A 14,257-nucleotide genomic window follows, 5' to 3' on the forward strand; every position below is an offset into this window, starting at 1 on the left:
CGCTCACGCGTCCGCGTCCCGGTCCGGGACGATCAGCGGTTCGCCGTCCGGCTCGAACAGGCGGATGCTGCTCACGATGTTGCCGAACATGGTGGAGAACTCGTCCCAGCCGACCTGCGTGGGCGTGCCGAGCTCCATCACCAGCGTCGTCCCGTTGGGCAGCGGGACGTAGACGCGTATGAACCACGTCGGGATCCTGATGCCGTCAGGGGACTCGGTCAGCTCCCCGGTGACCTTGTCGACGCGCGTGCCCACGAGGGACACCGCGGGGCCGCAGGGCAGCAGGATCTCCGTGACCTCGCCCGCGTCGTCACGGCGCAGGCTGGACGCGATCGCCGCGAGGGGGTCCGCGTCCTCGTCCTCGGGGCTGTCGACCAGGGAGGCGTAGACCGTGGCGCTGCACGGGTCCTCGCCGATCGCGCCCACGGCGATGGCCGCGTACTCGGCGCCGGCCTCCAGCAGATCGTCGATGCCGAGCGCGCAGATGACGGCGAGCTTGAGCAAGTCCTCGTCCTCGGCGCCGGGCAGCGCCTTCGCCGCGAGCTCCTCCAGGAGCCGGGCCCCTTCGTCCTCGTCCTCCTCATGGATGGGGAGGTCGTGGAATATCTCCGGCATCACCCAGCGGACGTGGATGCCGTCGCGGTCGATGCGGGTGCCGGAACCGGGCCCGGCGTTCTGCGCCTCGAACCGCAACGGCTCGTAGGGAGGTGCCACTTGGGACGTCGTGGCGGTGTGGGACTCCGTGATCACTTGGTGCCGTTGCTTTCCGGGAGCGGAGGGATGGGGAGTTCGGGCGCCTCGGGGAAGAACTTTCGCGAGGTCGCGTACATGCCGTAGTACGGATAGAGGCGGGGGATGTCTGCGCCGCCGTCGCGGGCGATGCCGACGATCTTCCGGTAGAGCCGCGCCCTGCAGCGCATGTTCCGCATGGCCGGATCAGCTACATCCGGGTGGCGCAGGCGATAGGCGACCACGAGCGAGGCGATGACGATCGCCGCGTCCACGCAGATGAAGGCGGCCTGGAAGGGTCTGCCTTTCTGCGACGCGACGAGATCCCAGAACGGCCAGGCGCCCACTCCGAAGATGAAGAGCGGGACGGCGAGCAGGCAACCGACAAGGCTCCCCTTCTCCGTGTCCTTGCGCCGCTGGAACAGCATCCAATGCACGGCCCGGTCGTCGAGGAAGTCGAACCGCACCTCCCGCCCGTAGGACTCGGCGGCCTCCCGCGCCGCGGGCACGGCGGCGATGACCGCCGAGGGGACAAGGTCGTGCTCGGTCCCGCTGTCGTCGACGAACGTGCCGCGCCCCAGGGCGTGGTAGTCGCTCACCTGTCCCGCTCCTTACCCGGCCGGGGCCAGCGAGGAGTGGAACGAGGACGAGGAGGGACTCGGCCCCGGCCGCGGGGACGGAGTCGGCGTGCCGGGGGTCGACGGCGTGCTCGGCGGCGGCGAGCTGGGGTGCGGCCTCGGGCCGGGCCCCGGCTGCGGGGTGACGGTGTGCGGCTCGTTGGAGGGATCGCCCGCGGCTTCCTTCAGCCTCATGATCGACTTCACGTACAGGTTCCCCAGGGCCGCGCCCTTGATGTAGCGGGTGACGACCTCGGGATTCCAGCCGCCGGCGGGCAGCTTGGGCGTGGTGATGCCCCGCTTGGCGAGCATCTTGGAGGCGAAGCCGACGCCCTTGTTGATGTTCTTCACGGCGAAGCCGTTGGTGAAGGCGCCCCAGACGCCCTTGCCGGCCCCGGCGAGGCGCGCGCCCTTGGCGGCCGCGGTGAGACCCTTCAGGGCGCCCAGTCCGGGGATGATGCCGAGTACGTCGACGCCGATCGCGAGCAGGTCGAGTTTCCCGCCTCGCGCGAAGACGTCGTACAACCGCCCGGACAGGGCTGTCGCGCTCATCGCGGCCCCGACGCCGACCAGGACGATCGCCAGGGTGCCGCCCGACAGGACGATCGCCGCCACCAGGGCCGCCACCGCGAGGACCGTGGCCGCGGCCGTGAACCAGTCCGCGTGGTCCGCGATCCAGTTCATGAAGCCGCCGGGGTCGCGCACCCCGTCGTGGTGGATGACGTTCTTGATCTTCTTGGCCGCCGCGCTCGCCGCGTCGTCCCGGATCTCGATCGCGTCCATGATCTTGCCGCGGTGCTGCGCCATGATCGTGGTGGCGTCGTCGCGCTTCTTCTGCTGCTTCGTCCGGTCGACCGAGTCCTCCTTGGAGGAGGGCACCGTCCCCTCGGTCTTGTCGAGCTCCTTGAGGGCGGACTTCTGCTCCGCCTCCGCCTTGCGGAACTCCTCCAGAGCCTTGTCCGCCATCCGCTGCGCACGGTGCAACTCGCTGGCGTACTCCTTCGACTCGCCCTCCCTGACCTTGGTGCCCAGGGCGATGGAGGCCTCGTCGTAGCGGTCGTACGCCTTCTTCAGGCGCCCCGCGGTGTCGCCCGCGACCTCGTGGAAGGCGCGCCCCGCGTCGCTGTCCCAGCTCTCGACGGACGCCAGCGCCTTGATGTTCCGCGCCTGCTTGTCGATCTCCTCCGCCATGCCGCGCAGCTTCTTGCCCAGGCGCGCGACCTCGTACGGGTCGCCGGGCACGGGGTCGGAGTCGTAGAGAGGAGTCCAGTCGGTCGGCCGCCCGCTCACTTCTTGCCCTTCTTGTCGCTCTTCTTCGCGTCCCGGAGCGCGTTGGCGAGCTCGTGGTCGATGTCCTCGTACGCCTTGGCCGCGTCGGCGGTGATCTTGGCGAGGTTCTCGATGTCCTTGTTCAGCTTCTTGCGCGTCTTCTTCCAGGTGCTGGAGAAGTCGTCGAAGATCTCGCGCAGTTTGTCGCTGCCGAGGTCCTTCTCGTAGCCGTCGGAGGGGTCGCCGTTCTCCTTGAACTCACGGTGGATGCGGTAGAGCGACTCCGAGCATTCCTTGATCATGTCGAGGTCGTACCTGGTTCTGTCCGACACGGGATCAGACCCCCCGCGCGTACGAAACCGCCACGAGGGCAGGCGACTTGGGCGGATTGCGGCGCTTCACGGTCAACTCCCGTAGCAAAGACGTCAAGTACGCCTCAGGACGCTATCCGTGTCACTCGTGGTTGCGCCACTGACGACCACCTCGCGGCGCTGACCTGTCAGTTGAGCGACGGATCGTCCGGATACGTCGCCACCATCGCCAGCTCACTGCGCTGGCGCCGCAGCACCGCTCGCCACAGCCGCTCCGGATCCGGGGACGAGACGTCGCCGGGCTCGGACTCGACCACGTACCAGGCCCCCTCGACGAGCTCGTCCTCCAGCTGGCCCGGGCCCCACCCCGCGTACCCGGCGAAGATCCGCAGCGAGCCGAGCGCGGGGGCCAGGAGTTCGGGGGGTGTGTCCAGGTCGATCAGGCCGATCGCGCCGTGCACGCGCCGCCAGCCGATGGGCTCCGGCCTGCGGGTCCTGGCGCCGGGAGCGGGGACCTCCTCGCCGGGGATCACCGCCACGCCGAGCGCCGAGTCGAGCGAGACCGGGCCGCCCTGGAAGACGACCCCGGGCGCGCCGGCCAGGTCGCCCCAGCCCTCCAGGATGTCCGCGACCTCCACCGGCGTGGGCCGGTTGAGGACCACGCCGAGCGAGCCCTCCTCGTCGTGGTCGAGGAGCAGCACCACCGCGCGGTCGAAGTTCGGGTCCGCCAGGGCAGGCGTGGCCACGAGCAGCCGCCCTGTGAGCGAGGACACCTCGGTCATGAACGACATGATCCCGCATCTTTGCCCCGCGGGGGGAGTCAATGCCCGTACGGGAGTGAATGCAGCTCAGGGCGCACCGAAGCGGCCGGAGCGCACACTTTCGGCGGTGACCCGGAGTGTCCGGTTCCGAACGTTTCGTGTTGTCGCGAACCCCTGACGCGGTTTACGCGTCCTTAGCCTTACGGAAGGGGGGTACGCGCCCATTACGCTTGCCCTTTGGTCCACCCGTCCATCCAATCGGAACGCGAGATTCATGACCGTCACCGACGATGTACTGCTTGTCCACGGCGGAACCCCGCTGGAGGGCGAGATCCGTGTCCGCGGCGCGAAGAACCTCGTGCCCAAGGCCATGGTCGCCGCGCTGCTCGGCAGCGCTCCGAGCAGGCTGCGCAATGTCCCCGACATCCGCGACGTCCGCGTCGTACGCGGTCTCCTGCAGTTGCATGGCGTTACGGTCCGCCCCGGTGAGGAGCCGGGCGAGCTGGTCATGGACCCCTCGCACGTGGAGAGCGCCAACGTCGCCGACATCGACGCGCACGCGGGCTCCTCGCGGATCCCGATCCTGTTCTGCGGACCTCTCCTGCACCGGCTCGGCCACGCCTTCATCCCCGGCCTCGGCGGATGTGACATCGGCGGCCGGCCGATCGACTTCCACTTCGAGGTGCTCCGCCAGTTCGGCGCGACCATCGAGAAGCGCGAGGGCGGCCAGTACCTGGAGGCCCCGCAGCGGCTTCGCGGCACGAAGATCAAGCTGCCGTACCCCTCCGTCGGCGCCACCGAGCAGGTGCTGCTCACGGCCGTGCTCGCCGAGGGCGTCACCGAGCTCTCGAACGCCGCCGTCGAACCCGAGATCGAAGACCTCATCTGCGTACTGCAGAAGATGGGCGCGATCATCGCGATGGACACCGACCGGACCATAAGGGTCACCGGTGTCGACAGCCTGGGCGGCTACAACCACCACGCCCTCTCGGACCGCCTGGAGGCCGCCTCCTGGGCTTCCGCGGCCCTGGCGACCGAAGGCAACATCTACGTCCGCGGCGCCCAGCAGCGCTCGATGATGACGTTCCTGAACACCTACCGGAAGGTGGGCGGTGCCTTCGAGATCGACGACGAGGGCATCCGCTTCTGGCACCCCGGCGGCTCGCTCAACGCGATCGCCCTGGAGACGGACGTGCACCCCGGCTTCCAGACGGACTGGCAGCAGCCGCTCGTCGTGGCGCTGACCCAGGCCGCGGGCCTCTCCATCGTCCACGAGACGGTCTACGAGTCCCGGCTCGGCTTCACCTCCGCGCTCAACCAGATGGGCGCGCACATCCAGCTCTACCGCGAGTGCCTCGGCGGCTCCCACTGCCGCTTCGGGCAGCGCAACTTCCTCCACTCGGCGGTCGTGAGCGGCCCCACGAAGCTCCAGGGCGCCGATCTGGTCATTCCCGACCTCCGCGGCGGCTTCTCGTACCTCATCGCCGCCCTGGCGGCGCAGGGCACGTCCCGCGTCCACGGCATCGACCTGATCAACCGCGGCTACGAGAACTTCATGGACAAACTCGTGGAACTCGGCGCGAAGGTCGAGCTCCCGGGCAGGGCCCAGCTCGGCTAAATCCAGCCCGGCTAAATCCAGCCCGGCCGGCGTTTGAGGCCATCTTCTAGACGGCACGCCAAAGGGGCGGCCACCCAACCGGGTGGCCGCCCCTTTCGCTGCTTGAGGCTACTTGCCCTTCGCGGCTTCCTTGAGCTTGGAGCCCGCGGAAACCTTGACGCTGTAGCCGGCCGGGATGTTGATCGGCTCGCCGGTCTGCGGGTTCCGGGCGGTGCGAGCGGCACGGTGGGTGCGCTCGAAAGTCAGGAAGCCGGGGATGGTGACCTTCTCGTCGCCCTTGGCAACGATCTCGCCGACGGTCTCGGCGAACGCGGCCAGCACGGCGTCGGCGTCCTTGCGAGTCACCTCGGCGCGGTCGGCCAGCGCGGCCACCAGCTCACTGCGGTTCATGTTTGTACTCCCGTGTTCTTCTTGCCGTTGAGGCGTGCCACGCGGCGGAGCCGCATGATGGGCACAGCGAAGCCGATGCTGCCAGGGTCCTCGGTCAGGCCCCGGACCCGGGTCCGTCTCAGACCCTCGCGCCCAGAAAGGCATCCTGCCCCCACCTGCGGCGGGAAAGCCAATCCGGCGCCCTTGGAGGTCACACGAAAAGCGTCACCACCCTTGGAGAAGGGCAGTTGCGTGCGTGCTTCTCCGCCACACTAGAGGGCCGTTGAGGGCCCCGCGTTCCGCGACGCGCCGTACTACTGGGCCGTGGCGCCTGTCACAGCCACCCCGGCCGCCTTCGCCGCGGTGCGCACGGCATCGGCGACGGCGCCCGCGACCTTGTCGTTGAAGACGCTGGGGATGATGTAGTTCGGGTTGAGCTCGTCCTCGGCGACGACGTCCGCGAGGGCGCCCGCCGCCGCCAGCATCATCTCCGTGTTGACGGTGCGCGACTGGGCGTCGAGCAGACCGCGGAAGACACCGGGGAAGACCAGGACGTTGTTGATCTGGTTCGGGAAGTCCGAGCGGCCCGTGGCCACAACTGCCGCCGTCTGGCGGGCGATTGCCGGGTCGACCTCGGGGTCCGGGTTCGCGAGCGCGAATACGATGGCGCCTTCGGCCATGGCCGCGACGTCCTCGGCGTTCAGGACGTTCGGGGCCGACACGCCGATGAAGACGTCCGCGCCGACGACCGCTTCCTTCAGGGTGCCGCGGGCGCCCTCGGGGTTGGTGTTGTCGGCGATCCAGCGCAGCGGCGAGTCCGGCGCGGCGTCCACGAGGTCCTCGCGGTCCGCGTGCACGACGCCGTGGATGTCGGCGACGACGGCGTGCTTGACGCCGGCGGCGATGAGCAGCTTGAGGATGGCCGTACCGGCCGCGCCCGCACCGGACATGACGACCCGTACATCACCGACGCCCTTGCCGACCACACGAAGTGCGTTGGTCAGCGCGGCGAGTACGACGATCGCGGTGCCGTGCTGGTCGTCGTGGAAGACGGGGATGTCAAGGGCCTCGCGGAGGCGGGCCTCGATCTCGAAGCAGCGGGGCGCCGAGATGTCCTCCAGGTTGATGCCCGCGAAGCCCGGGGCGATAGCTTTGACGATCGAGACGATTTCGTCGGTGTCCTGGGTGTCGAGGCAGAGCGGCCAGGCGTCGATGCCGGCGAAACGCTTGAAGAGGGCCGCCTTGCCCTCCATGACGGGCAGCGCGGCCTTCGGGCCGATGTTCCCGAGCCCGAGAACGGCCGAACCATCCGTTACGACCGCAACGGAGTTCCGCTTGATGGTGAGGCGGCGCGCGTCCTCGGGGTTCTCGGCGATCGCCATGCACACGCGGGCCACGCCCGGGGTGTAGATCATGGAGAGGTCGTCGCGGTTACGGATGGGGTGCTTCGACTGCATCTCGATCTTGCCGCCGAGGTGCATCAGGAACGTACGGTCGGAGACCTTGCCGACAGTGACGCCCTCGATCGTGCGCAGCTGCGCGACGATCTCGTCCCCGTGCGTGGTGGAGGTCGCCGCGATCGTGACGTCGATCCGGAGCGCCTCATGACCGGAGGCCGTGACGTCGAGGCCGGTCACCGAGCCTCCGTGGGACTCGACGGCCGTGGTGATCTGGGAGACCGCGGTGCCGCTCGCGGGCACCTCCAACCGGACCGTGTTCGAGTAGGAGACGCTGGGCGCCGTTGCCATGGCCGACTTCCTCTGCTTTCACCGTGTAGCTCTTGCCGTCCGATCGTCGCACCTACCACTGAGTACGTGGTAGCCGCCTCGGATTGCGAACTTTTCGTTCACCAGCTTTTCGGAAACTAGTTTCCACCATACGAGAAGTTGAAGGAAGCCGGTAGGGGTGAACGGAAACCGGTGGTTGAAAACCGGAAGAGGCCCCCGTCACGTGGTGACGAGGGCCTCTCCCTGACGCTTAGTGACACCGACCCGCCATGCTCGCCTCGCGGCAAGTGGTCGCTCGTAGCGACGAAGGTTGGGCCCGGGGGCTTGGATCGGGCCGGTGCCACATCAACGGTAACAAAGGATCCCCGCAAGGCAATTCCCGTCCCGGAAAGTCATTCGCGGAGCAGGTCCGGCACGCCCTCCGCGTCGGGGTCGTCACGCTCGCCGGACAGCACCGTCAGCTGCTGTGTGGCCCTGGTCAGCGCCACGTACAGGACGCGCAGGCCCGCCGGGGACTCGTCCGCGATCTCCGCAGGAGAGACGACGACCGTCGCGTCGTACTCAAGGCCCTTGGCCTCCAGACTGCCCAGCGCCACCACCCGTTCGCCGAGCCCCGCGAGCCAGCGGGCCGCCTGCTCGCGGCGGTTCATCGCCACGACGACGCCCACGGTGCCGTCCACCTGGCCGAGCAGCAGCGCCGCCTCCTCACGCACCGACGCGCCGAGATCCTTGCTCTGTACGACCGCGAAGCGCGGCTTCACCCCGGTGGACCGAACGGCTGACGGCGACTCGGAACCCGGCATCGCGAGCGCCAGCACCTTGGCGGCGAGATCGGCGATCTCGGCGGGGTTGCGGTAGTTGACGGTGAGCGTGAAGCGGCGGCGCGGGCGGCTGCCGAGGGCCTCGTCGCGGGCGGCTGCGGCCTCGTCCGGGTCGGACCAGGAGGACTGGGCGGGGTCGCCGACGATCGTCCACGTGGCGTGGCGGCCCCTGCGGCCCACCATGCGCCACTGCATGGGGGTCAGGTCCTGCGCCTCGTCGACGATGACGTGCGCGTACTCCGTGCGTTCCGCGGCGAGCCGCTCGGCGCGCTCACGCTGGGACTCCTCACGCTGCGGCATCAGTTCTTCGAGGCCTGTCAGCAGGTCCAGGGGGTCGAGTTCCTTCTTCTTGCGGGGCCTGGGCGGCGTACCGAGAATCGACTGGAGCTCGTCGACGAGCGCCACGTCGTGCACGGACAGGGCGTCGCGCTTGAGGGAGCGGGCGACCTTGCGGACCTCGCCCGGGTTCAGGTCGCGGCGTGCCCAGCGGCCCAGGCGCCGCTCGTCGCCCATCGCGGCGAGCACGGCGCGCGGTGTCAGTTCGGGCCACCAGGCGTCGAGGAAGCGGATGAAGTCGTCCTCGGACGTGATGTCCTCGTCGAAGGACGAGCGCAGCTCGGCGGCCAGTTCCGGGTCGCTGTGCCGGCCCGCGGAGCCCGACTGGGACCACAGGGCGTCCAGGAGGAGCTTGCGGGCGCGCGGGCGCAGCAGGTTGACGGGAGCGGTGCCGCTGAGCGCGTTGCGCCGGATGCGGTCGAGGGCGTCGGCCTCCAGCTCCAGGCGGCGGCCGAAGGCGACCACACGGAGGCGGGTGGGGCTCTGGGCGGGGGCCTTGGGCGCATCCTCGAAAGCGTCGTCGTCGCCGAAGGACAGCTGGCCGTCCTGCGCCGCGGTCTTCACCGCCGCGCCCGTGCCGCCCTCCAGAGCGCCCCGAGCCGCCTTCCGCAGGACGTGCAGCATCCGCGACGAGCCCTTGACCCGGGCCACCGCCGGGGAGTCGTACACGGTCGCCTCCACCGTGCCCGAGGCGTCATCCGCCAGTGCGCCCACCGCGCGGATCGCGACTTGGCCCTCCTCGCCGAGCGAGGGCAGCACGCCCTCGGTGTAGGCCACGAGCAGCGGGGTCGGCGAGACGATGAGGATGCCGCCCGCGTACCGGCGGCGGTCCTGGTAGAGGAGGTAGGCCGCGCGGTGCAGGGCCACGGCGGTCTTGCCGGTGCCGGGGCCGCCCTCCACGTACGTCACCGAGGCGGCGGGGGCGCGGATCACCATGTCCTGCTCGGCCTGGATCGACGCCACGATGTCGCGCATCGTGTGGCTGCGGGCCTGGCCGAGCGCCGCCATCAGGGCGCCGTCACCGATGACGGGCAGGCCCTCGCCGTCCAGGGTGGCCGTCAGCTCCGGGCGCATCAGGTCGTCCTCGACGCCGAGGACCTTGCGGCCCTTGGAGCGGATCACCCGGCGGCGCACGACTCGGCCGGGGTCGACCGGCGTCGAGCGGTAGAACGGCGCCGCGGCCGGGGCCCGCCAGTCGATGACGAGCGGGGAGTAGTCCGCGTCCAGGACGCCGATACGGCCGATGTGCAGGGTCTCGGCGATCTCGGCGGTGTTGTTCGGGCTCACGGCGTCCTCGGCGGGCTCCACCGACGTGTAGGCGCCGTCCGGGCCCTTCTTGCCGTCCTTGCCGAGCAGCAGGTCGATCCGTCCGAAGAGAAAGTCCTCGAACTCACTGTTGAGCCGGTTGAGATGCACTCCCGCGCGAAACACCTGGGCGTCCCGCTCGGCGAGCGCGCCGGGCGTGCCCACCTGCGAGCGTTTGGCCGCGTCGGTCATGAGGAACTCGGCCTCGTGGATCTTCTCCTCGAGACGCCGGTAGACCCGGTCGAGATGTTCCTGTTCGACGCTGATCTCACGGTCGCGTACGTCGGCCACCGAGGCCCCTTTCCGGACGTGCAGCTGCCCAATCGAGCAGCCGTCCACCGTACGCGAAAGGGGGCCCCTATGTGCACTTCTCCTATGCCTCGACTATGCCTCGACCTCCACCAGACGCTTGCCGTCCAGGGTGGTGACCTCGAAGTGGTCGATGTCGTTGCGGTCCATCGCGGCGCCCCCGTGGACGTACAGCGGGCTACGCGCCCATTTGTTCGGGCTGTCCTTGATGCCGTAACCCCACTCCGGGACGGACCAGGTGGTCACCGTCTCCTTCTCGCCGTCCTTGCCGACCGCGACCAGGGAGCACTTGAGCGGACCCTTCACGTTCTTCAGCTCAAGGACCGTGTGCGTGCCCCAGGCCTTCTCCTCCGTGCCGACCGTGGCGCTGACCTTGGTCGTCGGGTCGGTGGCCTTGATCTTGTCGTCCATGTGGTTGAAGAAGGCGTCCTCGGCGGGGCTTGTGGGGTGCGGTTCGCCCGCCATGTCCTTCGTGCCGTCGCCGTCGCTCACCGCGAGGACCGTGAGCGGGCCGCCGACGATCAGCGCTGCCGCCGCCGCGACCAGATACATGCCGCGCCTGCGCTTCTGCGCCCGCCTGACGGATACCTCGTCCACGAGCCGGTCCGCGAGGCGCGGGCTCGGACGGGCGGCGAGCTGTTCACCGATCTCCGGTACGCCGCGCGCCCCGGGGAAGTCCGCGAGCGCGGCCAGCATCGGCTCCATGCCGGAGAACTCCTCCAGCTGGTGCGCGCAGTACTCGCAGCCCGCGAGATGGGCCTCGAAGGCCGTGGCCTCCGCGTCGTCCAGGACGCCGAGGGCGTAGGCGCCGACGGTCTCGTGTACGTCGCCCTGCGCGCCATGGCCTGTGTAGTCGGACTCGTTCATGCCGTCACCCCCCGCTCCTCGAGCGCCAGCTTCATCGAACGCAGCGCGTAGAAGACCCGCGAGCGCACCGTCCCACTCGGTATACCCAGTGTCTCGGCCGCCTCATTGACCGTACGCCCCTTGAAATAGGTCTCGACAAGTACCTCCCGGTGGGCGGGAGTCAGGTCGTCGAGCGCATCCGAGAGAGTCATCAGCCACAGCGCCTTATCGATCTCGTCCTCCGCGGGGATGACCTCCAGCGGCGACGGATCGACCTCCTGCGGCCGGGCCTGCCGGCTGCGGTGACCGTCGATGACGATGCGCCGGGCGACCGTCACCAGCCAGGGGCGTACCGAACCGGTCGCACGATTGAGCTGACCGGCGTTCTTCCAGGCACGGATGAGCGTTTCCTGTACGACATCTTCGGCGCGCTGCCGGTCTCCCGCCACCAGGCGGAGCACATAGGCGAGAAGTGGACCCGCGTGCTCGCGGTAGAGGGCGCGCATCAACTCCTCGTCGGGTCCGCCCCGGTGGGGGACAAGGCGATGTCGGTGCGGGCGTTCCTGCGGGCGCTCATCGGCCACGGCGGAATCCTTGCGCACGTCTGCCTCCGGTGTCCGCTCTTCGTCTTGGCTGGCTCACCGGGGATGTACGTACGCCGGAACAGTTGTGTTCAGCCCCGCGCGGAACAATGTCGATCAGGCCCGCGCGAGCGCCGCCCGCCGCCGGTGCCTCGCCACCCGCTCGCGGTTGCCGCACACCTCGCTGGAGCACCAGCGGCGGCGCCGGCCGCGGGACGTGTCGAGGTACACGATGGGGCAGTTGTCGCCCTCGCACTGGCGCAGCAGGGCGCGCGCCGCGGGGTCGGTGAGCAGCTCCACGGCGTCGCGGGCCACGGCTGCCAGGAGGGCCGCGCAGCCGGGGTCGCCGCGCAGGGTGCGGACGAGTCTGCCCTCGGGGGTGCGGACGGCGTGCGGGGCGGGCGGGGCGGGTGCGGCGAGGGCGTTGACCTGGGCGAGGGCGGTGTCGGCGGGCCGCCCTTCGAGCTCGGCGAGGACCAACTGCCGGACACTTCCCCGCAGTTCACGGAAGGCGACGAGCCAGGCCGGGGTCGCTCCCGGCAGGGCCGTGCGGTCCGGGATGAGGCCGGCGCCCGCGAGCCAGGCACGCAGCCGGTCCACGGAGTCGAGCCGATCCACGGGGTGGGTCGTCGCCACGAGGTCGAGACAGCTGCGCCCGGAGTCGAAACGCAGCTCGTACGTGGCCGGGTCCATGCCCAACACCATGTGCCTGTCACCGCCTTGTGGGGTTACCGGTGGTGCTCTCCCTACAGTGCCTCTCCTTGGGCGGACGCGGAACCCCTGCCACCGGGAGCGGGTGAGACGCCCGCTTATGGCGAAGCGCCGCTGAACCATGGTCCAAAGCCCGCCCGCACGCTTGACTCATCCCCATGACAGACATACGTGGGACGGAAAGTCGGGGGCGGAACACCGCCGGGGCAGTTCTGGGGGTGGCCACCGTCGCCATGGGTTTGATCGCCGGGGCCTTCTACGTCTTTGCCTGCGCGGTCATGCCGGGCCTCGCGAGGAGCGGCGACCGCGTCTACATCGAGGTCATGCAGAACATCAACGACGTGATCCAGAACCCGGTGTTCTTCGCGAGTTTCATGGGGGCGCTGCTCTTCACGGCCGTCTCCGCGTGGCAGCTGCGCGGGACGGCCCCGCACCGGTGGGTCGTCGCGGCGCTGATCGTCTACGTCGTCGCCTTCGCGCTCACGTCGTTCGTGAACGTGCCGTTGAACGACGACCTCATGAACGCGGGCGACCCGGCGAAGATCGCCGATCCGGCCGCCGTACGCGAGAAGTTCGAGGACGCGTGGGTGGCCTGGAATGTCGTACGCGCCGTGCTGTGCACCCTGGCGTTCGCTCTGCTCGCCCGGGCGTTGGTGCTCCTTGGCAAGGGTGCGCCTCAGTCCGCGTACTTGGACTCGGCGGCCGGGTCGAGCGCGAGCCGGTAGCCGCGCTTGACGACGGTCTGGACGAGCTTCGGCGCCCCAAGTGCCGTACGCAGCCGAGCCATCGCGGTCTCCACAGCGTGCTCGTCACGCCCCGCGCCGGGCAGCGCCCGGAGCAGTTCGGCGCGGGAGACCACCCATCCAGGGCGCCGCGAAAGGGCCCGCAGCAGCGACATCCCCGCGGGCGGCACGGGCCGCAGCTCGCCGTCGACCAGGACGGCATGGCCACGGATCTCCACGCGGCGCCCCGCGATGGGCAACGTACGGGCACGGGAGGGCAGTTCCTGGCACAGGATCTGTACGAGAGGGCCGAGCCGGAAGCGTTCGGGCTGGACGGTGTCGATGCCGCGGGCCTGCAGCGGCAGCGCGGTGACGGGGCCCACGCAGGCGGACAGGACGTCGTGCTGGAGGGCGGCGAAGAGTTCGATCGCCATCCCGCGGTCCTCGGCGCGGGCCAGGAAGGACGCGGCGGCGGGCGCGCTGGTGAAGGTCAGGGCGTCGACGCCGCGCGAGACGGTGGCGTCGAGGAGCCGGTCGACGGGCGCGAGGTCCTCCGGCGGCATCCACCGGTAGACGGGCACGCCCACGACGTCGGCCCCCGCGGCGCGCAGCGACTCGACGAAGCCGGGCAGCGGTTCGCCGTGCAGCTGGAGCGCGACGCGCCGCCCCTCCACCCCTTCGGCGAGCAGCCGGTCGAGCACCTCCGCCATGGACTCGGATGAGGGCGACCACTTCTCGGTGAGCCCGGCGGCACGGATGGCGCCCTTCACCTTCGGCCCGCGGGCGAGCAGTTCGGTGCCCCGCAGACACTGGAGCAGCGCGTCCCCGAACCCCCACCCGTCGGCGGCCTCGACCCAGCCGCGGAACCCGATGGCGGTGGTGGCGACCACGATGTCGGGCGCGTGGTCGATCAGCTCCTTGGTGGCGGAGAGGAGCTCACTGTCGTCGGCGAGCGGAACGATGCGGAGCGCGGGTGCGTGCAGGACCGTGGCGCCGCGCCGCTGAAGCAGCGCACCGAGCTCGTCGGCGCGCCGGGCGGCGGTGACGCCGACGGTGAATCCGGCGAGGGGACCGTTCTGGTGGCCGTTCTGAGTGGTCGCGTGCATGGCAGCTGCTCTCGTCCCGCTAATTGCGCGATGGGTGATCCGGGGTTGCACGAGCCTGTCAACGGCCCGTGACAACCCCGGATCATCTCGATGTCGTACGTGTTACACCAGGCTACGAC

At 69.9% G+C, this 14,257-nt stretch carries 14 protein-coding genes; 2 read left to right on the top strand and 12 right to left on the bottom strand.

Annotated elements, in window-relative coordinates:
• Window positions 1-3: 3 nt before the first annotated feature.
• From ACGFX9_RS06120 to ACGFX9_RS06140, 5 genes are all read right to left on the bottom strand, one after another.
• Window positions 4-714, bottom strand: a complete 711-nt coding sequence (locus ACGFX9_RS06120; protein WP_393465215.1) for a hypothetical protein — start codon at window positions 712-714, stop codon at window positions 4-6.
• A 32-nt stretch (window positions 715-746) separates the two neighbouring features.
• A complete protein-coding gene (locus tag ACGFX9_RS06125; RefSeq protein WP_393465218.1) occupies window positions 747-1,328 on the bottom strand; it encodes a hypothetical protein in 582 nt (193 codons plus the stop codon).
• Between the two features lie 12 nt (window positions 1,329-1,340).
• Window positions 1,341-2,636 carry a putative T7SS-secreted protein gene (locus ACGFX9_RS06130; protein WP_393465221.1) on the bottom strand — a complete coding sequence of 432 codons (1,296 nt, stop codon included), beginning with the start codon at window positions 2,634-2,636 and terminating at the stop codon, window positions 1,341-1,343.
• Complete coding sequence (locus ACGFX9_RS06135) at window positions 2,633-2,947, bottom strand: hypothetical protein (protein ID WP_393465224.1); 315 nt, start codon at window positions 2,945-2,947, stop codon at window positions 2,633-2,635. Before ACGFX9_RS06135 ends, ACGFX9_RS06130 begins: the two co-directional genes overlap by 4 nt.
• 167 nt (window positions 2,948-3,114) lie before the next feature.
• Window positions 3,115-3,717, bottom strand: coding sequence for a YqgE/AlgH family protein (locus tag ACGFX9_RS06140; RefSeq protein ID WP_393465227.1), 603 nt, complete (start codon window positions 3,715-3,717; stop codon window positions 3,115-3,117).
• Window positions 3,718-3,961: 244 nt separating this feature from the next.
• On the opposite strand from ACGFX9_RS06140, the gene murA reads away from it, so the two are divergent.
• Window positions 3,962-5,305 carry a UDP-N-acetylglucosamine 1-carboxyvinyltransferase gene (gene murA / locus ACGFX9_RS06145; RefSeq protein ID WP_393465229.1) on the top strand — a complete coding sequence of 448 codons (1,344 nt, stop codon included), beginning with the start codon at window positions 3,962-3,964 and terminating at the stop codon, window positions 5,303-5,305.
• A gap of 108 nt (window positions 5,306-5,413) precedes the next feature.
• Here murA and ACGFX9_RS06150 read toward each other — a convergent pair whose 3' ends face one another.
• The 6 genes from ACGFX9_RS06150 to ACGFX9_RS06175 form a co-directional block, all read right to left on the bottom strand.
• The gene (locus ACGFX9_RS06150; protein ID WP_016645140.1) at window positions 5,414-5,695 is read right to left on the bottom strand and encodes an HU family DNA-binding protein; all 282 of its coding nucleotides are present in this window, start codon (window positions 5,693-5,695) and stop codon (window positions 5,414-5,416) included.
• A 293-nt stretch (window positions 5,696-5,988) separates the two neighbouring features.
• Entirely contained in the window at window positions 5,989-7,422 is a 1,434-nt protein-coding gene (locus tag ACGFX9_RS06155) for an NAD-dependent malic enzyme (RefSeq protein WP_393465232.1), read from the bottom strand.
• A 371-nt stretch (window positions 7,423-7,793) separates the two neighbouring features.
• Complete coding sequence (locus ACGFX9_RS06160) at window positions 7,794-10,154, bottom strand: HelD family protein (protein ID WP_393465235.1); 2,361 nt, start codon at window positions 10,152-10,154, stop codon at window positions 7,794-7,796.
• Between the two features lie 93 nt (window positions 10,155-10,247).
• Window positions 10,248-11,039: a zf-HC2 domain-containing protein gene (locus tag ACGFX9_RS06165; RefSeq protein WP_393465238.1), complete on the bottom strand. Its 792-nt coding sequence runs from the start codon at window positions 11,037-11,039 to the stop codon at window positions 10,248-10,250.
• Window positions 11,036-11,620 (bottom strand): sigma-70 family RNA polymerase sigma factor, encoded by a 585-nt coding sequence (locus tag ACGFX9_RS06170; protein ID WP_393465241.1) that lies wholly within the window; start codon window positions 11,618-11,620, stop codon window positions 11,036-11,038. Before ACGFX9_RS06170 ends, ACGFX9_RS06165 begins: the two co-directional genes overlap by 4 nt.
• A gap of 96 nt (window positions 11,621-11,716) precedes the next feature.
• Window positions 11,717-12,304 (bottom strand): CGNR zinc finger domain-containing protein, encoded by a 588-nt coding sequence (locus tag ACGFX9_RS06175; RefSeq protein WP_393465243.1) that lies wholly within the window; start codon window positions 12,302-12,304, stop codon window positions 11,717-11,719.
• 164 nt (window positions 12,305-12,468) lie between these two features.
• Between ACGFX9_RS06175 and ACGFX9_RS06180 the strand changes: the two genes are divergently transcribed.
• Window positions 12,469-13,035, top strand: coding sequence for a DUF1772 domain-containing protein (locus tag ACGFX9_RS06180; protein WP_393465246.1), 567 nt, complete (start codon window positions 12,469-12,471; stop codon window positions 13,033-13,035).
• On the opposite strand, the gene ACGFX9_RS06185 is transcribed toward ACGFX9_RS06180, so the two are convergent.
• Window positions 12,987-14,138 (bottom strand): uroporphyrinogen-III synthase, encoded by a 1,152-nt coding sequence (locus tag ACGFX9_RS06185; protein ID WP_393465249.1) that lies wholly within the window; start codon window positions 14,136-14,138, stop codon window positions 12,987-12,989. The genes ACGFX9_RS06180 and ACGFX9_RS06185 overlap by 49 nt on opposite strands.
• Between the last annotated feature and the right edge of the window lie 119 nt (window positions 14,139-14,257).

Source organism: Streptomyces sp. NPDC048436 (assembly GCF_043200355.1).
GTDB lineage: Bacteria > Actinomycetota > Actinomycetes > Streptomycetales > Streptomycetaceae > Streptomyces.